The sequence below is a fragment of the Streptomyces laurentii genome, from assembly GCF_040635425.1.
GTDB lineage: Bacteria > Actinomycetota > Actinomycetes > Streptomycetales > Streptomycetaceae > Streptomyces > Streptomyces laurentii.
This window is the reverse complement of the sequence record NZ_JBEYHT010000020.1, coordinates 1-17,672: the sequence shown is the minus strand read 5'-3', so window position 1 is coordinate 17,672 and position 17,672 is coordinate 1. Positions and strand designations below refer to the sequence as shown.

At 72.1% G+C, this 17,672-nt stretch carries 16 protein-coding genes; 14 read left to right on the top strand and 2 right to left on the bottom strand.

The window, feature by feature from the left end:
• Nucleotides 1–11 precede the first annotated feature (11 nt).
• A complete protein-coding gene (locus ABZ693_RS15215; RefSeq protein ID WP_359876581.1) occupies nt 12–1,028 on the top strand; it encodes a hypothetical protein in 1,017 nt (338 codons plus the stop codon).
• A 49-nt stretch (nt 1,029–1,077) separates the two neighbouring features.
• Here the strand turns inward: ABZ693_RS15215 and ABZ693_RS15210 are convergent, their stop codons facing one another.
• Entirely contained in the window at nt 1,078–2,451 is a 1,374-nt protein-coding gene (locus ABZ693_RS15210) for an NsdA family TPR-like regulatory protein (protein WP_359876580.1), read from the bottom strand.
• Between the two features lie 129 nt (nt 2,452–2,580).
• Here ABZ693_RS15210 and ABZ693_RS15205 point away from each other — a divergent pair, with 129 nt between their 5' ends.
• A complete protein-coding gene (locus tag ABZ693_RS15205; protein WP_359876578.1) occupies nt 2,581–2,901 on the top strand; it encodes a hypothetical protein in 321 nt (106 codons plus the stop codon).
• A gap of 192 nt (nt 2,902–3,093) precedes the next feature.
• On the opposite strand, the gene ABZ693_RS15200 is transcribed toward ABZ693_RS15205, so the two are convergent.
• Entirely contained in the window at nt 3,094–4,917 is a 1,824-nt protein-coding gene (locus ABZ693_RS15200) for a bifunctional metallophosphatase/5'-nucleotidase (protein WP_359876577.1), read from the bottom strand.
• A 195-nt stretch (nt 4,918–5,112) separates the two neighbouring features.
• Between ABZ693_RS15200 and mshD the strand changes: the two genes are divergently transcribed.
• The 12 genes from mshD to pstB all read left to right on the top strand — a co-directional run bounded on the left by mshD (nt 5,113) and on the right by pstB (nt 17,446).
• Nucleotides 5,113–6,039, top strand: a complete 927-nt coding sequence (mshD, locus tag ABZ693_RS15195) for a mycothiol synthase (protein WP_359876575.1) — start codon at nt 5,113–5,115, stop codon at nt 6,037–6,039.
• Between the two features lie 147 nt (nt 6,040–6,186).
• Entirely contained in the window at nt 6,187–6,573 is a 387-nt protein-coding gene (locus ABZ693_RS15190) for a GntR family transcriptional regulator (RefSeq protein ID WP_359876573.1), read from the top strand.
• Complete coding sequence (locus tag ABZ693_RS15185; protein WP_359876571.1) at nt 6,570–7,457, top strand: ATP-binding cassette domain-containing protein; 888 nt, start codon at nt 6,570–6,572, stop codon at nt 7,455–7,457. Before ABZ693_RS15190 ends, ABZ693_RS15185 begins: the two co-directional genes overlap by 4 nt.
• Nucleotides 7,454–8,485, top strand: a complete 1,032-nt coding sequence (locus ABZ693_RS15180) for an ABC-2 membrane transporter-related protein (protein WP_359876569.1) — start codon at nt 7,454–7,456, stop codon at nt 8,483–8,485. Before ABZ693_RS15185 ends, ABZ693_RS15180 begins: the two co-directional genes overlap by 4 nt.
• A 257-nt stretch (nt 8,486–8,742) precedes the next feature.
• Complete coding sequence (locus ABZ693_RS15175) at nt 8,743–10,989, top strand: RNA degradosome polyphosphate kinase (RefSeq protein ID WP_359876567.1); 2,247 nt, start codon at nt 8,743–8,745, stop codon at nt 10,987–10,989.
• Between the two features lie 52 nt (nt 10,990–11,041).
• A complete protein-coding gene (locus ABZ693_RS15170; RefSeq protein WP_359876728.1) occupies nt 11,042–12,070 on the top strand; it encodes a CHAD domain-containing protein in 1,029 nt (342 codons plus the stop codon).
• On the top strand, nt 12,067–12,504 hold the full coding sequence (locus tag ABZ693_RS15165) for an NUDIX hydrolase (RefSeq protein WP_359876565.1): 438 nt from the start codon (nt 12,067–12,069) through the stop codon (nt 12,502–12,504). Before ABZ693_RS15170 ends, ABZ693_RS15165 begins: the two co-directional genes overlap by 4 nt.
• A gap of 80 nt (nt 12,505–12,584) precedes the next feature.
• Entirely contained in the window at nt 12,585–12,941 is a 357-nt protein-coding gene (locus ABZ693_RS15160; RefSeq protein ID WP_359876563.1) for a hypothetical protein, read from the top strand.
• A 364-nt stretch (nt 12,942–13,305) separates the two neighbouring features.
• Nucleotides 13,306–14,442 carry a phosphate ABC transporter substrate-binding protein PstS gene (gene pstS / locus ABZ693_RS15155; protein ID WP_359876561.1) on the top strand — a complete coding sequence of 379 codons (1,137 nt, stop codon included), beginning with the start codon at nt 13,306–13,308 and terminating at the stop codon, nt 14,440–14,442.
• Between the two features lie 142 nt (nt 14,443–14,584).
• Nucleotides 14,585–15,571 carry a phosphate ABC transporter permease subunit PstC gene (pstC, locus tag ABZ693_RS15150; RefSeq protein WP_359876559.1) on the top strand — a complete coding sequence of 329 codons (987 nt, stop codon included), beginning with the start codon at nt 14,585–14,587 and terminating at the stop codon, nt 15,569–15,571.
• Entirely contained in the window at nt 15,568–16,644 is a 1,077-nt protein-coding gene (gene pstA / locus ABZ693_RS15145; RefSeq protein ID WP_359876557.1) for a phosphate ABC transporter permease PstA, read from the top strand. Before pstC ends, pstA begins: the two co-directional genes overlap by 4 nt.
• Nucleotides 16,645–16,669: 25 nt before the next feature.
• Complete coding sequence (gene pstB, locus ABZ693_RS15140) at nt 16,670–17,446, top strand: phosphate ABC transporter ATP-binding protein PstB (RefSeq protein WP_359876555.1); 777 nt, start codon at nt 16,670–16,672, stop codon at nt 17,444–17,446.
• Nucleotides 17,447–17,672: the final 226 nt, after the last annotated feature.

The window sequence follows — 17,672 nt, the reverse complement described above, 5'->3', positions numbered from 1 at the left end:
GGGGGGCTGGTGTGGAGACGGAACTCGCGGCTCTGGCGATCGCGCTGCTCACGGGCGCGGTGACGAGCATCGGGCAGGAGGCCGCCGGCACGGCCGTCCGGCTCGTGCGGGAGCGGCTGGCCGCAACGCCGCGGGGACAGGCGGCGCTGACCGGACTGGAGGCCGCGCCCGGTGACGAAGACGCCCGGCGGGAGGCCGAGCGGGTGCTCCAGGAGGAACTGGGGGCGGACCCCGCCTTCCGGCAGGTCCTGGCGACACGCCTGAACGTGTCGACGACCCACACCGGGATGACGAACGTCGTGACGGTCAGCGGCACCAGAATGCGCGGAAGTCAGATCTCGCTCGGCCCGATCACCGTCAACAAACCGAATACGACCGCCGGACTGCTGGGCCTGGCGGCCGCGCTCGTCGTGACGGCCGCCCTCCTCGTCTACGGCGTGGTGCAGCTGGTCGGCACCACCCCGGGAAACGACGGAAACGAGGGAAGCCAGGGCCGGAAGGACGGCCGGACACGGGCGCTGAGCCCGGCCGAGGCGGAGCGGATGCTGCCGGGGCTGACCGACCTGCCGGGCCCCTGGGAGACCACACAGCCCGCGGGCCTCACGGGCGACGGAACCACGTGCGTCAACGCCCAGGCGGAGTACGAGTCCCAGACCCGGGACGCCGACGGGCACACCGACCTGAAGGTCCGGTTCGACACGTACGCCTGCCCGGACACGGCGACCGCGGCCGAGGGGTTCGCCGCGGAGACCCGGCGGGGGTCGAACCCCGGGGGCGGGAAGGAGACCCCCGTCCCCGGCCGTGCTGTGGGCGACCAGAGCGCGTCCGCCGGCTACCGGGTCAAGGACGGCGAGATGGCCGACCCGAGCCAGGTCGGCCCCCATCTGATGTGGCGGGCCCGGGTCGGCACCGTGTTCATCGAGATGCACTACGGACCGGTCCGTGACGGAGCCGGATCCGAGAAGGAGGCGGAAGAGCTGATGCTGCGCATGTGCGACCGTGCCCGCGCGGCACAGGAACGGGCTTGACCCCCCGTCGGCGGCCGCCGGGGCCAGGGAAAGTTTCGAAAGTCCCGCCTCAGGCCGCGCTCTTCTGCTCCGCGACCACCCGCGCCCGCTCCCCCAGGGTCCGTACCACCCGGCTCCGGGGCTTCGCCGCGACATGCCCGCGCAGCACCGCGAAGTGCTCGTCGCCCCGCGCGGTCGACAGGGCGGTGTAGTCGTCCAGGAACCGGTCCCAGGTCGCGCACGCCGCCTCCACGTGCCCCCGCTCCCACTGCCGCGCGGCGAGCACCCCGTGCGCGTGCACCCGGCCCTGCCGCTCGTGCGGGGACCGGACCCGGTTGGACCGCTGGAGCGCGGTGATCGAGCCGGGCAGGTCGCCCAGCTCGTACAGCACGTGCGAGACGTGGAAGTGGTACGCGGCCTGGTCGTAGCCGCCCACGGCGTCGTTGCGGCCGTCGGCCCGGGCCAGTGCCGCCTCCGTCTCCCGCAGCCGCCCGAACGCCTGCCGCCGGTCCTTCACCAGGGCCGCGCCGTGCGCCTGCTGCCCGCGCAGGAACGCCACCAGACGGGGCCCGGCGACCGGGGCCGCCTCGGCGGCGGAGTCCGCGTACTCCAGGGCCCGCCGCCCGTACCGCAGATTCGCCGCCTGGAGCGCCATCCCGCGCAGCGTCCGGCAGTACGTGAGGTGGTCCTGGGCGTCCCGGGCCAGCTCCAGCGCCTGCACGAAGTAGCGCTGTCCGAGGCCGTGCGCCCGCTCGTACATCGCCATCCACCCCGTCAGATAGACGAAGTCGGAGGCGGCGGCCTGCATGTCCCGGCGCACCGCCGCCGTGGCGTCGGCCCGCAGCCAGGACAGCACGGTGTTCGTCAGGAAGGCGGCGGCCATCGGGCGGGCGTGGCCGCCGCCGAGGTCGTCCAAAATGATCGCGATGTGCTGGGTCATCGTGCGTACGGTGGCGACCTCGCCGGAGCCGATCCGCACCGTACGGCCGGCCGTGACCTCCTCCGCCGCGAGGTCCGGCGGGGCGCCGCTGTCGCCGAACCCCGGCACCGTCAGGGCCGCCGAGTACAGGCCCGCGGTGAGCACGCCCCGCCGCGAGGGGTCCATGTCCTTCCGGGCCAGGTCGGCGAGGCCGCGCGTGCCGGTGGCCGCCGGGTCGTCGCCCTCACCCGTACCACTTCCCGCCACGCCGTCGGACGGGACGAACCCCAGCTCCGCGCAGCTCACCGGACGGCCGAGCCGCCGGGACAGGGCCTCGGCGACGACCGGGCGGACGGGTTTCTTCGGCAGGGAGCCACGCAGCCAGTAGGTGACCGTGCTGGCGGAATGGCTGAGCGTCAGCCCGGCCTCGGCCCCGGCGCGGTTCACCGCGCGGGCGAGCTGCCCGTTTCCCCAGTCGGCCTCGGCCATCACGCGTACGAGGGCCGTGTTCGGCGTGCGTCCCATCCCAGCTCCCTGGCGTTCAACGCATTCAACGACGTGCCCAGCATGAGGCGCTCTCCAGGTCGGTGTACCCCCGTTGAATGACTATCAGCCATCCGCGCCCCACGGATGTCCTCGGAAAGGAACGCCGCCATGACCGCCGCCGATCCCTGCCCCTGTGCGCCGAGCCGCGCACTGCGCGACCGAGCGGCGCGAGGGTGGGAGAAGTTCGTGCACCGTGCCGCCGCCGGTCTGCCGAGCGCGCCCGGCCACCCGGTCGACGCCGCCGGCCACGAGCAGCATCCGCTGGTCAACACGCTGGTACGGGACATTCCGAGCGGCAAGGAGGGCCTCCTGCTCGCCGTCACCCACGAACCGCACGCCGACGGGCGGGTGGTGCGCATCGCGCACATCCGGCCCATGGCGGGCGTCGAGTGGTCGACGGCCGCCGACAACGTCCAGGCGGTCCGCTGAACGCCTTTCCCCGCCCGTACGGGCGCGTACGGGCGCGTACGGGCTCCCCGAAAGCTCACACGAAAGAGGGCGGCCTCCGTGGATACGGAGACCGCCCTTTCCGCCGTTCACGCACGTGTGCGCGGTGCGGCGGATTCGAACCGTTACTGCTTACCGCTTACCGCTTCCCGCGAACTGCCTCTCGCGAACTGCTCACCGGACGACCGTGATGCGGTCGGCCGCCGGCACCGCGAGCGGCGCGGTGGCGGAGGAGTTCGCCGCCAGGTACTCGTTGAAGAGGTCCAGGTCCGAGGCGCCGACCAGCTTGTTGGTGCCCTTCGCGAGGGCCGCGAAGCCGTCGCCGCCGCCCGCGAGGAACTCGTTCATCGCGACGCGGTAGCTCTTCGACGGGTCGATCGCCTCGCCGTTCAGCTTGATGCTGCCGGTCACCACACGGTCCGCGCCCGACTTGGTCATGTCGAGCGTGTAGGTCAGGCCCCTGGAGACCTGGAGGATCTTGACCGCGTTCAGATTCGAGCCGCTGACCTGCTGCTTCAGCGCCTCGACCAGGTCGGCGCCGGACAGGTCGACCACGTTCATCATGTTGGTGAACGGCTGCACCGCGAAGGCCTCGCCATAGGTCACCACACCGTCGCCCTCGGCGCCGGACGCCTTGTGGACGAGGTCGGCGCGGATGCCGCCCGGGTTCATGAAGGCCACCTGCGCGCCGCCCTTGCCGGCCGGGGCCAGGCCCGCCAGCTGCGCGTCGGCGATCACGTCGCCGAGCGGCTTCTCGTACGCCGTGGAGCCGCGGCCGTTGATGTCGGCGGCGATCCAGCCCTGCGGGCGGTTGGCGATCGGGGCCGCCAGGTCCTGCCACTGGCCGATGAGGCGGCTCATGTCCGGGGCCTTCGGCACGTCACGGGTGACAGCGTGGTTCGCCGAGTCGACGGCGGTGCGCACGATGTCCTTGGTGGCGCGGTCGTACGTCAGCGTGGTGTCGGTGTAGAGCCGGCCGAACGACGCCGCCGAGGTGACCAGGCGCGGCTTGCCCGCCGGGTCGGGGATGGTGCACACGTACGCGTTGTGGGTGTGACCGGTGACCAGCGCGTCGACCTGCGGGTCGACGTTCTTGGCGATCTCGGTGATCGGGCCGGAGACACCGCCGCCCGCGACCGGGCTGTCGCAGTCGTAGTCGTAGTTCGCGGAGGCCGGCAGACCGCCCTCGTGGACCAGGGCGACGATGGACTTGACGCCCTGCCGCTCCAGGATCTTCGCGTACTTGTTGATCGTCTCGACCTCGTCGCCGAACTTGAGGCCCTTGACGCCCTCGGCGGTGACGACGTTCGGGGTGCCCTCCAGGGTCACGCCGATGAAGCCGATCTTGACGCCGTCCTTCTCCCACACGAAGGTCGGGTCGAGCAGCGGCTTGCCGGTCTTCTCGCTCGTCACATTGGCGGCGAGGTACGGGAAGTCGGCGCCGCCGAACTTCTTGCCGCCGTCGAAGCAGCCGGCGGTCGGGTGACAGCCGCCGTTCTGCAGGCGGGACAGCTCGGCCGCGCCCTCGTCGAACTCGTGGTTGCCGACCGAGGTGACGTCCAGGTCCATGCCGTTGAGCGCGCCGATGGTCGGCTCGTCGTGGAAGAGACCGGACAGCAGCGGCGAGGCGCCGACCATGTCACCGGCGGCGGCGGTGATGGAGTAACGGTTCCCCTGGCGGGCCTGGCGCAGGTGGGTGGCCAGGTACTCGACGCCGCCGGCGTCGATCTTCTCCGTGGTGCCGTCCGGCTTCACCCGGCTGACCTGGCCGGACGAACCGGCCGGGGGCTCCAGGTTGCCGTGCAGGTCGTTGAAGGAGAGCAGCTGGACGTCGACCATCCGCCCCCAGCCCTTGCCGTTGGTGCCGCCCTGCCCGGCGGCGGTGTCCTGCGCCGCGCCGGCCGGCATCGCGGCGACCAGCGCGCCGACGGTGGCGAGGCCCGCACCGGCGGCGAGAATGCGCCGCCCGGTCCTGTTCTGCTTCCTAGTCCCTGCCATCTTTCCCCAGTTTTCTGTACGAATCCGCTGCTGCTCGCGCAGCCTAAGGTCAACGCGCGTAGCGCAACAGGGGGGAACCGGTTACGAGGTGGTTGCCATTCATCTCACGGGCCGCCTCTCCCGGGTCGCCTCGCACCTGACAGTCTCGGGGCTTTCTCCCACAGGCCCGCGCCCGCCCCCCGTAGGCTCGTCACCATGACGTCTGACGCGGCGCCGGCCCTCGAACCCGGTCGGCAGATCACCACCCACGAAGAACTGAGCCCCGAGCAGGTCCGGGACACCCTGGAGCTGCTCGATGCCGCCGACCGCGCCGACGGCGTCCACGCCGTGTCGGAGCAGGGGCGGCTCTACCTGCGCCACGGACGGCGCGAGGGCGTCCGTCACCTCCTGCTCACCGTCGGCCCTGACCTCTACGGCTACGCGCAGCTGGAGGAGACCGACCCGGTCGAGGCCCCCGCGGCCGAGCTGGTCGTGCACCCCGCGCACCGGGGCCGCGGGCACGGCCGGGCACTCGGCCTGGCGCTGCTCGACGCGACCGGCAAGCGGCTGCGGGTCTGGGCGCACGGCGGCAAGCCGGCCGCGCGGCACCTGGCCCAGGTGCTCGGCCTGACCCTGTTCCGCGAGCTGCGCCAGCTGCGCCGCCCGCTGGTGCCGCTCGACCTGCCCGATCCGGTGCTGCCCGAGGGCGTCACCATCCGCACCTTCTCGCCCGGCGCGGACGACACGGCCTGGCTGTCCGTCAACGCGACCGCGTTCGCGCACCACCCGGAGCAGGGCTCGCTGACCCAGCGCGACCTGGACGACCGGATGGCCGAGCCGTGGTTCGACCCGAAGGGCTTCTTCCTGGCGGAGAAGGACGGCCGGCTGGTCGGCTTCCACTGGACCAAGGTGCACGCCGAGGAGCAGCTGGGCGAGGTGTACGTGGTCGGCGTGCTGCCCGACGCCCAGGGCGGCGGCCTCGGCAAGGCGCTGACGGCGACGGGCCTGCGGCACCTGGCGGGCGAGGGGCTGCCGACGGCGATGCTGTACGTCGACGCGGACAACACGGCGGCGGTGACGGTCTACGAGCGGCTGGGCTTCCGTACGCACGAGGTGGACCTGATGTACCGCGCGGAGTCCTGACCTGGCCTGACCTGACACCACCTTGATCCACTCCAACCGGGGCAGATCAGGGCAGCCGAACTCGGCCCACACAGGGGGCGGTTGACACCGCCCCCTGTTTTCCACCACCCTTTCACTACTTGATTAGTGAAAGGGTGGTGCAAGCGCGTGCTCGCCTACCGCATCGACCGGCGCAGCGGGGTCGCCACCTACCTCCAGATCGTCCAACAGACCCGCCAGGCCCTCCGGATGGGCATCCTCGCCCCCGGCGACCGGCTGCCCACGGCCCGCGAGGTCGTCGAGGCCACCGCCATCAACCCCAACACGGTCCTCAAGGCCTATCGCGAGCTCGAACGCGAAGGCCTCGTCGAGGCCCGCCGGGGCCTGGGCACCTTCGTCCGAGCCACCCTCGGCACCGCCGCCCCCGCCGACTCGCCGCTGCGCGGCGAACTCGCCGGCTGGGCCCGCCGGGCGCGCGCGGAGGGGCTGGAGCGGGAGGACGTGGCGGCCTTGTTCACATCCGTACTGAACGAATACTTCGAGGGGGACGCGTGACCGCCGAGCACACCCGGCACAGCACCGGAGGGATCGCCCTGGCGGCAGACGGACTCGGGCTGCGGTACGGCGGGAGAAGCCGCCCCTGGTCCCTGCGCGACTGCTCCTTCGACCTGCCCGCCGGCCGGGTCTGTGCCCTCGCCGGCCCCAACGGCGCCGGCAAGTCGACCCTCCTCACCCTCGCCGCCGGCCTGCTCCGCCCCACCGAGGGCACGATCAGCACGCCGGAACGGGAGCGGATGGCGTACGTCGCCCAGGACCGCCCGCTCTACCCCCAGCTCACCGTCGGCGAGACCCTGGACCTGGGCCGCGCCCTCAACCCCGGCCGCTGGGACGCCGACGCCGCACTCGCCGTCGCCGACCACCCGGGTCTCCGGCCGAACGCCACGGTCCGCTCGCTCTCCGGCGGCCAGCGCACCCGTCTCGCCCTCGCGCTCGCCCTCGGCAAGCGCCCCGAACTCCTGCTCCTCGACGAGCCGATGGCCGACCTCGACCCGCTCGCCCGCGTCCAGCTGATGGGCCTGCTGATGGCCGACGCCGCCGAGCACGGCACCACCATCGTCATGTCCTCGCACATCCTCGCCGAACTCGCCGACGCCTGCGACCACCTGCTGCTCCTGCACGACGGGCGGATCCGGCTCGCGGGCGCGGTCGACGACCTGCTCGACGCGCACACCGTGCTCGCCGGCCCGGCCCAGGACGCCGACCTCTCCCCGTACACCGTGGTCGACACCGCGACGACGGGCCGTCAGTTCACCGCGCTCGTCCGCATCGAGGGCGCGCCCGTCCCGGACGGCTGGCAGCGCTCCGAGCCGTCCCTCGAAGAACTCGTCCTCGCCCACCTCCGCGCGGCCTCCGCCACGCCCGAAGGAGCCGCCGCATGAGCGCCCCGACCCTGACGAGCCCGGCGAAAACGGCCCCGCCCCCGGCCGCCAAGGGCCCTTCGCCCAGGAAACTTTCCCTCCTGGTCTTCGCCAAGGTGACGGCCCGCCAGCACCGCTGGACCGTCTGGGGGGTGATCGCCCTCGCCGCCGTCGCGGTGGCCGTCCTGCTCTTCTCGGTCTACTGGTCCGGCCACGCCGTCAACGTCCTCAAGACGGCCGACTGCGTCAAGGACACCCGGGACCCGGACTGCTACCAGCTGGCGCGCGAGTACTTCGACGCCCAGTTGCTGGCCAGCCGTCTCACGGAGCGCGTCGGGCTCGGCCTGCTCCTCCTGCCCGCCGCCGTCGCCGGCTACATGGCGGGCCCGCTCGTCGCCCGCGAACTGGAGACCGGCACGTACCGACTGGCCTGGACCCAGTCCGCCTCCCCGGCCCGCTGGCTCGCCGCCAAGCTCACCGCGTCCGCCGTGATCACCGTCGTGCTCGTCGTGGTCGTGAACCTGGTCTTCCGGTGGTCCTGGGACGACGCACCCGACGCCGACTACCCGAGCTCCTGGTACGACCCCACCGTCTACGCCTCCCTGCCCGGCACCGTCCCCGTCGCGGCCACGCTCTTCGGCCTCGCGCTCGGCGCTCTCGTCGGCCTGCTGATCCGCCGTACCCTGCCCGCCCTGCTGACCTCCGCCCTGCTCACCGGCGGCGTGATCCTCGCCTTCGTCAAATACCGGCACCTGCTGTGGCCCACCGAGACCCTCACCGGGACCGCTCTCGGCCGCTCCGACCGCTCCGACCGCTCCTGGACCCTGGAACAGGGCATGCTCACGTCCTCCGGCCAGAAGGTCAGCCTGGAGGACTGCCGCTGGGACGCCGGCTGCCTGACCCGCCAGGGCGGCGTCACCGACTACGCCGACGTCCACCCGCAGAGTCACTTCTGGCCGCTCCAGCTCGTCGAGACCGGCATCCTGCTGGCCCTCGCCGCCCTCGCGCTCCTCGCCGCCTTCCGTGTCCTGCGCTCCCGGTTGCCGTAGGCGATCAGGCCGACGGAGAAGGGGGGACGGGCCCGCACGGAAGCGGGCCCGTCCCCCCTTTTTTCCGCCCTACGAGCCCGGCCCCCGATTCCCGCACGTCACGTCCCCGTTACCGGCCATTCAGACGCGCTTGCGACGCTCACGCAATGAAGCGCACCGTGCCCGTCCGCGCCCGCGCCCTCCCCAAGGGGAGGCTGCCCTCCCCCACGGCCCGCTCCGACGCGCCCGACCACCCCTTCACGCGGAAGAATGGGGTCATGAGCCAGCAGCCCGCCGAGGTACCGGTCACGACTCCGACGAACGCGCCCGCTCCGTCGGCCCAGCCTTCCCTGGGCTCCATAGCCGCGCACCGGCCGCACGCCGTGCGCAGCGGCCCCGTGAGCGATCTCGCCCCCGACCTCGACGCCGACCCCGACGCGTACGAGGACGACGAGGCCGGCGAGCTGCCCCAGGGGCGCTTCCTCGACCGTGAACGCAGCTGGCTCGCCTTCAACGAACGCGTCCTCGAACTCGCCGAGGACCCCGCGACGCCGCTCCTCGAACGAGCGAACTTCCTCGCGATCTTCGCCTCGAACCTCGACGAGTTCTTCATGGTCCGCGTCGCCGGCCTGAAGCGCCGCATCGCGACCGGCGTCGCCACCCGTTCCGCCTCCGGCCTCCAGCCGCGCGAGGTGCTCGACCTGATCTGGACGCGCTCGCGCGAACTCATGGCCCGGCACGCCGCCTGCTTCCAGCAGGACGTGGCCCCGGCGCTCGCCGACGAGGGCATCCACCTCATCCGCTGGCCCGAGCTGACCGAGAAGGAACAGGCGCGCCTCTTCACGCTGTTCCGGCAGCAGATCTTCCCGGTCCTCACCCCGCTCGCCGTCGACCCGGCCCACCCCTTCCCGTACATCTCCGGGCTCTCGCTCAACCTCGCCGTCGTCGTCCGCAACCCGGTCACCGGCCACCGCCACTTCGCGCGCGTCAAGGTCCCGCCGCTGCTCTCCCGTTTCCTGGAGGCCTCGCCCGAGCGCTACGTCCCGCTGGAGGACGTCATCGCCGCGCACCTGGAAGAGCTGTTCCCGGGGATGGAGGTGCTGGCCCACCACATGTTCCGGGTCACCCGCAACGAGGACCTGGAGGTCGAGGAGGACGACGCCGAGAACCTGCTCCAGGCCCTGGAGAAGGAACTCATGCGGCGCCGCTTCGGCCCGCCGGTGCGCCTGGAGGTCGAGGAGTCCATCGACCCGTACGTCCTCGACCTGCTGGTCCGCGAGCTGAAGATCTCCGACTCCGAGGTCTACCCGCTGCCCGGACCGCTCGACCTCACCGGCCTGTTCGGCATCGCCTCGCTCGACCGGCCCGAGCTCAAGTACCCCACGTTCGTCGCCGGCACCCACCGCGACCTCGCCGAGGTCGAGTCCGCGTCCGCGCCCGACATCTTCGCGGCCGTACGCGAGCGGGACGTGCTGCTGCACCACCCGTACGACTCCTTCTCCACCTCCGTCCAGGCGTTCCTGGAGCAGGCGGCGGCCGACCCGGCCGTCCTCGCCATCAAGCAGACGCTGTACCGGACTTCGGGCGACTCGCCGATCGTGGACGCCCTCATCGACGCCGCCGAGTCCGGCAAGCAGGTCCTCGTCCTCGTCGAGATCAAGGCCCGCTTCGACGAGCAGGCCAACATCAAGTGGGCGCGCAAGCTGGAGGAGGCCGGCTGTCACGTCGTCTACGGCCTCGTCGGCCTGAAGACGCACTGCAAGCTGTCGCTCGTGGTCCGCCAGGAAGGCGAGGTCCTGCGCCGCTACAGCCACGTCGGCACCGGCAACTACCACCCCAAGACCGCACGCCTGTACGAGGACCTCGGCCTGCTCACCGCCGACCCGCAGGTCGGGGCCGACCTGTCCGACCTGTTCAACCGGCTCTCCGGCTACTCGCGGCGCGAGACCTACCGGCGGCTGCTCGTCGCGCCCAAGTCGCTGCGCGACGGCCTGGTCTCCCGGATCGACAAAGAGGTCGCGCACCACCGCGCCGGACGGCCCGCGTACGTCAAGATCAAGGTCAACTCGATGGTCGACGAGGCCGTCATCGACGCCTGCTACCGCGCCTCCCAGGCCGGCGTGCCCGTCGACATCTGGGTACGCGGCATCTGCGCCGTACGCCCCGGCGTCGAGGGCCTGTCCGAGAACATCCGGGTCCGCTCGGTCCTCGGCCGCTTCCTGGAGCACTCCCGGATCTTCGCCTTCGGCAACGGCGGCGAGCCCGAGGTCTGGATCGGCAGCGCCGACATGATGCACCGCAACCTCGACCGCCGTATCGAGGCCCTGGTCCGGGTCACCGACCCCGGCCACCGGGCCGCCCTCACCCGGCTCCTGGAGACCGGGATGTCCGACACCACCACCTCCTGGCACCTGGGCGCCGACGGAAACTGGACGCGGCACGCGACCGATCCCGAGGGCCGTCCGCTCCGGCACGTCCAGGAGATGCTCATCGACGCGCGGAGGCGCCGGCGTGCCCAATCCTGACCCCACGCAGGACGTCGTACGGGACTCCCCCCAGGGCGTCGCCCCGGACCCCCTGGGCCCCCGGGACCCCCGGGATGTCCCCAGGGACCTTCCCCCGGACGCCACCGCGGGCGAGGTCCTCGCCCCCTATCTGCACGCCCGCTCCGCCGACTTCCTGCGCGGACTGCGGCTCCACACCGAGAGCGGCGCGGGCACCGGGGGCGCCGAGGAGGCCGCCCGCACCCTGCGGGCGGCGGCCCGCCGCATCAGCGGCACCCTGCACACCTACCGCCCCCTGCTCGACCCCGCCTGGGCCGACCAGCTGCGCGCCGAGCTGGCCTGGCTCTCCGGCACCCTCGCCCTGGAACACGCCTGCACCTCCCGGCTCGTCCGGCTGGCCGACGCGCTGGCCCGGCTGGCGGGCGGCGGTACGGCGGCGACGGCGGCCGTCCCCGCCGCCCGGGCCGGCGGGGACCCGGAGGGCAGCCGGGGGCTCACCGTCGGCGCCGCCCGGGCCGGCGCCCTCCTGGAACGCCAGCTCACCCTCGCCCGGACCCGCGCCCACTCCGCCGCCCTCCAGGCGCTCGGCTCCGCCCGCTTCCACGCCGTCGCCGACGCCGTCGCGCTGCTCGCCTCCGAGGTGCCGCTCGGCCCGGCTGGCGCCGCCCGCGCCGACGAGGTCCTGGACGCGCCCGCCGCCGTCGTCGAACGCCGGCTGCGCGACGCGGTCGGCGTCCTCCCGCTGGCCCGGGCCGCCGCCCCGTACAACGCCGCCGCCCTCGGCCTGACCGCCGGCGAGTCGCAGGACGCGCCCTGGCACCAGACCCGCGGCCTGCTCCGGCTGCACCGGTACGCCGCCGAGGTGCTGCGCGGCGACGGCGTACCCGATCCGGTCCTGTACGAGGCGGCCCGCGCCCTGGACCGGCACCGCGACGCCGCCGAAGCCGCCGCCGCGGCCTCCGCGGCGGCCCGTACCCCGCGGATCGCCCCGGCGACGGCGTACGCCCTCGGGGTCCTGCACGCCGACCAGCGCCACGAGGTCGAGGCCGCCCGCTTCGCCTTCCAGCGCGCCTGGTCCCGGACGACGGCGCCGGTGCGGTGAGCGCCACCGGCCCCGTGATCCTGGCCGCGGGCGCGGTGCTGTGGCGGCGGGCCCGGAACGGGGAGGGCGGGGGCGGGGGCGAGGGCGTCGAGGTCGCGCTCGTCCACCGGCCGAAATACGACGACTGGTCGCTGCCGAAGGGGAAGCGGAAGCGGAACGAGACGCTGGCGGCGTGCGCGCGGCGCGAGGTGCTGGAGGAGACGGGCCAGTCCTGCACGCTTGGCGCCCGCCTGCCCGTCGTGCGCTACCTGGTGAACGGGCAGCCGAAGGAGGTCACCTACTGGGTGGCCCGGGCCCTCGGCGGCACGTTCGCACCGGACCGGGAGGTCGACACGGTCGTCTGGCTGCCGCCGGCCGCCGCCCGCGCCCGCCTCACCCAGCCGCGCGACCGTGCCCTGCTGGACGAGGCGCTGCGTACCGCATCGGCCGGCTGACCAGCAGGTCATGGCGTCCACTCGCCAACTTTCCCCGGGTTTGCTGACGTAACGGAAGAACGCCCCCTACGTTCCTCTTGGTGACGATTGCGGTCACCTCGTCGTACAACGGGAGGTTTTCCATGCACATCCGCCAGCGTGCCGCCGGAGCCGTCCTCGCCCTGGGTCTCGCCGTCGGCGGCCTGTCGGCCACCGCGTTCCCGGCCACCGCGGCCGACCTCAGCTGCTCGGCCCGGCTGGTCACCGGCAGCGCCGGCCACAAGGGCGCCTCGGTCACCTGCACCGGCGGCGCGTTCACCGCGTACGTCGACTGCGAGCGGACCGACAACGGATACCAGTACCGGCACTTCGGCAACCGCGCCGTCTCGGGCGGCACCTCCACCGTCTGGTGCGACCTCAACGCCCGGGTGATCCACGTGGACGCCGTCCCGAGCTGATCCGACCCACCCCCCGTGCCGCCGGTGCCCCTCGCGGGCCCGGCGGCACTGTCATGCCCGGGGCACCCGGCGTGCGCGGTACATGGGGCACCCGGCGGCGCACGGTGGCGTACGGCGACACCCGGTGGCGTACGGTCGGCGGCACGGCACCTTGATCCACATCCCCGCACCTCACCTTCCGGCACGGTTCACTTGCCGTTCACTCTCTTCCATGGGCCGCTTCACCTGTTCTGCCTAATTTCGGCCGTACGAGGTGCCCGGCCCCAAACCGGAACCGCACCCCACCACCCGACCCACGCCGCCACGGATACGTTCAGGACACCAAGGTCCACGGCACGGCGGCTTCTGGAAGGAACACCCGAAAGTGAAGCTTTCGCGCAAGAACGGGCTTCGCGCCTCCGCGATCGGTGCCCTCGTCGTCTCCGGCGTGCTCGTCCTCTCGGCGTGTGGTTCGGACAACAACAGCGAGCCCACCAAGAAGGGCGGCAAGACCTCCGCCGCCGCGTCGAACATCAAGTGCGACGACGCCAAGGGCCAGCTGCTCGCCGCGGGCTCCAGCGCGCAGAAGAACGCGATGGACCTGTGGGTCAAGAACTTCCAGGCCGCCTGCGCGGGTGTCGAGGTCAACTACCAGGGCATCGGCTCCGGCGCCGGCATCACCAAGTTCAACCAGGGCCAGGTCGCCCTCGCCGGCTCCGACTCCGCGCTGAAGGAGGAGGAGGTCGCCGCCTCGCAGAAGATCTGCAAGGGCGGCAAGGGCATCGACCTCCCGATGGTCGGCGGTCCGATCGCCATCGCGTACAAGCTGAACGGCGTGGACAACCTGGTCCTCGACGCCCCCACCCTGGCGAAGATCTTCGACACGAAGATCACCAAGTGGAACGACCAGGCGATCGCCAAGCTCAACCCGGGCGCCAAGCTCCCGGACAGCACCATCCAGCCCTTCCACCGCTCGGACGAGTCGGGCACCACCCAGAACCTGGGCAAGTACCTGAGCACCACCGCCCCGGCCGACTGGAAGTACGACCCGAAGACGAAGTCGTGGCCCGCCCCCAACGGCCAGGCCGCCAACGGCAACTCCGGTGTCGCCACCGCGCTGAAGGGCGCCGAGGGCTCCATCGGCTACGTCGAGCTCTCCTACGCGACCGCCAACAAGCTCAGCACGGTCAGCATCAACACCGGCGCCTCCGCCCCGGTCCCGGTCAACGCCGAGACCGCCTCCAAGGCCATCGCCGCCGCGAAGATCAAGGGCACCGGCAACGACCTCGCCCTGTCCCTCGACTACACGACGAAGGCCGAGGGCGCGTACCCGATCCTCCTCGTCACGTACGAGATCGCCTGCGACAAGGGCAACAAGGCCGACACCCTGCCGACCCTGAAGGCCTTCCTCAACTACACCGCCAGCGAGGAGGGTCAGAAGATCCTCTCCGACGCCGGCTACGCCCCGCTCCCGGCCGAGATCGCGGCCAAGGTCCGCGAGATCGTCCCGACCCTGTCCTGACCCCACGCCGGGGGCGGCCTCTCCCGCCTCCACGGAGACCAGCAGAGGCCGCCCCCGGCATCCGGTGCACCGCCGCCAGGAGCCCGAACGCCGCGCCCACCCGCGTGAGACGCGTACCGGCTCCGCAGACCGGAGAATTCAGATGGCTACGACCACACCCGAAACACCCGACATAGGAGAGCGCCGCCGGCCCTCCACGTCCACCGGCCGCGCCGGCGACCGTATCTTCATCGGTCTGTCCCGCGGCTCCGGCATCACGCTCCTCGTGATCATGGCCGCGATCGCGGTCTTCCTGACCTACCGCGCCGCCCAGGCCATCTCGCAGGACAGCGCCAACTTCTTCACCACCTTCGAGTGGAACCCGGCCGGCACCCCGCCGGTCTTCGGCATCGCCGTCCTCGCCTTCGGCACGATCGTCTCGTCGGTCATCGCCATGGCCATCGCCCTGCCGGTCGCCATCGGCATCGCGCTCTTCATCTCGCACTACGCCCCGCGCAAGCTGGCCAAGCCGCTGGCGTACGTGGTCGACCTGCTCGCCGCGGTGCCCAGCATCATCTACGGCCTGTGGGGCGCGATCTTCCTCGTCCCGTACCTGGCCGGCCTGAACTCCTGGCTGGACCAGTACCTGGGCTGGACGTACATCTTCGACAGGTCCAGCGACGGCCTCGCCCGCAACCTGTTCACCGTCGGCATCCTGCTGGCCATCATGATCCTCCCGATCATCACCAACGTGACCCGCGAGGTCTTCCTCCAGGTCCCGAAGATGCACGAGGAGGCCGCGCTCGCGCTCGGCGCCACCCGCTGGGAGGTCGTCCGCATGGCGGTGCTGCCCTTCGGCCGCTCCGGCATCATCTCCGCCTCGATGCTCGGGCTCGGCCGCGCGCTCGGCGAGACGATGGCCGTCGCCGTCGTCCTCTCCCCGAGCTTCCTCATCTCGGGTCATCTGCTCGACCCGGGCGGCGGCACCTTCGCCCAGAACATCGCCGCGAAGTTCAACGAGGCCGACGGCTACGGCCGGGACGCCCTGATCGCCTCGGGTCTCGTCCTCTTCGTCATCACCTTGCTGGTCAACGGCGCCGCCCGCATGATCATCGCGCGCCGCAAGGAGTACTCGGGGGCGAACTCATGAGCCACGCCATACAGGAACGCCCGGTCGGCACCGCCGCGGCCCCGAAGCCGCCCCTCGCCCAGGCCCGCCTCCCGCGCTGGACCCCCGCGGCCGTCGCGGCCGGCTCCATCGCCGCCGGCTGCGGCCTCGGCCTCGCCGCCGGCTGGCACAGCAAGGTCCAGTGGGGCCTGCTCTCCGCGCTGTTCTTCGTCCTCGTCACGTTCGCCGTCACCACCAAGGTCGAAGGCGCCCGGCAGGCCAAGGACCGCGTCGCCACCAGCCTCGTCTGGGTCAGCTTCGTCCTCGCCGTCGTCCCACTCCTCTCCCTCGCCTGGGTCACCCTCAGCGAGGGCGCGCAGGTCGTCGACGGCTACTTCCTCTCCCACTCGATGAACGGTGTCCTCGACACCGAGCCCGGCGGCGGCATCTACCACGCGCTGCTCGGCACCATCGAGCAGGTCGGCATCGCGACCGCGATCGCCGCCCCGATCGGTCTGCTCACCGCGGTCTACCTGGTCGAGTACGGCGGCGGCACGCTCGCCAAGGCCGTCACCTTCTTCGTCGACGTCATGACGGGCATCCCGTCGATCGTCGCGGGTCTGTTCATCCTCGCCACCTGGAACCTGCTCCTGGGCTTCGGCCCCTCCGGTTTCGCCGGCGCGATGGCCCTCGCGATCCTGATGATGCCGGTCGTCGTCCGCTCCACCGAGGAGATGCTGAAGCTCGTCCCGAACGAGCTGCGCGAGGCCTCCCTGGCCCTCGGCGTCCCCAAGTGGCGCACGATCCTGAAGGTGGTCCTGCCCACCGCGATCGGCGGCATCACCACGGGCGTCATGCTCGCGATCGCCCGCATCACCGGTGAGACGGCCCCCGTCCTGCTCCTCGTGTTCGGTACGAAGCTGATCAACCCGAACCCCTTCGAAGGCGCCCAGTCCTCCCTGCCGCTCTACGTGTACGAGCAGTACGCGGTCGGCACCGACGCCGCCGTCGCCCGTGCCTGGGGCGCCGCGCTCGTCCTGATCGCCTTCGTCATGATCCTCAACCTGGTGGCCCGCGGCATCGCCCGCTGGAAGTCCCCGAAGACCGGCCGCTGACGCGGCACTCTGGATGTGAACTGATATGGCCAAGCGAATCGACGTCAGCGGCCTCTCCGCCTACTACGGCAACCACAAGGCGATCGACGACATCTCGATGACCGTCGAGCCCCGCTCCGTGACGGCCTTCATCGGCCCCTCCGGCTGCGGCAAGTCCACCTTCCTGCGCACCCTGAACCGCATGCACGAGGTCACCCCCGGCGGCCGCGTCGAGGGCAAGGTGATGCTGGACGACGAGAACCTGTACGGCGCCGGCGTCGACCCGGTCGCGGTACGCCGTACCGTCGGCATGGTCTTCCAGCGCCCCAACCCCTTCCCCACCATGTCGATCTTCGACAACGTGGCGGCGGGCCTGCGCCTCAACGGCGGGTTCCGGAAGTCCGAGCTGGACGACATCGTCGAGCGCTCGCTCCAGGGCGCCAACCTCTGGAACGAGGTCAAGGACCGCCTGAACAAGCCGGGCGCCGGCCTCTCCGGCGGTCAGCAGCAGCGTCTGTGCATCGCCCGCGCCATCGCGGTCGAGCCCGAGGTGCTGCTGATGGACGAGCCCTGCTCGGCCCTCGACCCGATCTCGACGCTCGCCGTCGAGGACCTCATCGGCGAGCTGAAGGAGCGCTTCACGATCGTCATCGTGACGCACAACATGCAGCAGGCCGCCCGCGTCTCGGACCGGACCGCGTTCTTCAACCTGGCGGGCGTCGGCCAGCCGGGCAAGCTCGTCGAGCTGGACGACACCGAGCGCATCTTCTCCAACCCGAGCGTCCAGGCGACCGAGGACTACATCTCCGGCCGTTTCGGATAGACCGCCGTCCCCACGGCGGGGACCCTTGAACGTCCCGCCCGTGAACACCCACCACCGGGAGCAAGCACCACGCCCCGGCCGCGGTGACCACGTGCCGGGCAATCACGCCGTACGGTGCTGCATGGCGGTGCCGCCGTACGACGAACCGGGCCCGGCTCCCCTCGCGGACCGGCCCCGGGGGCCCGGCCCGGCGGGGCCGAGGTGACAAGGTCGTCCCGGGCGGGCA

What these genes read in the sequence shown, in the direction of transcription:
- ABZ693_RS15205 (WP_359876578.1), top strand. Translation starts at nt 2,581, where the DNA reads ATGACCGCCGCCGATCCCTGCCCCTGTGCGCCGAGCCGCGCACTGCGC.
- ABZ693_RS15175 (WP_359876567.1), top strand. Translation starts at nt 8,743, where the DNA reads ATGAGCCAGCAGCCCGCCGAGGTACCGGTCACGACTCCGACGAACGCG.
- ABZ693_RS15200 (WP_359876577.1), bottom strand. Translation starts at nt 4,917, where the DNA reads ATGGCAGGGACTAGGAAGCAGAACAGGACCGGGCGGCGCATTCTCGCC.
- pstC (WP_359876559.1), top strand. Translation starts at nt 14,585, where the DNA reads ATGGCTACGACCACACCCGAAACACCCGACATAGGAGAGCGCCGCCGG.
- mshD (WP_359876575.1), top strand. Translation starts at nt 5,113, where the DNA reads ATGACGTCTGACGCGGCGCCGGCCCTCGAACCCGGTCGGCAGATCACC.
- ABZ693_RS15210 (WP_359876580.1), bottom strand. Translation starts at nt 2,451, where the DNA reads ATGGGACGCACGCCGAACACGGCCCTCGTACGCGTGATGGCCGAGGCC.
- pstB (WP_359876555.1), top strand. Translation starts at nt 16,670, where the DNA reads ATGGCCAAGCGAATCGACGTCAGCGGCCTCTCCGCCTACTACGGCAAC.
- pstA (WP_359876557.1), top strand. Translation starts at nt 15,568, where the DNA reads ATGAGCCACGCCATACAGGAACGCCCGGTCGGCACCGCCGCGGCCCCG.
- ABZ693_RS15180 (WP_359876569.1), top strand. Translation starts at nt 7,454, where the DNA reads ATGAGCGCCCCGACCCTGACGAGCCCGGCGAAAACGGCCCCGCCCCCG.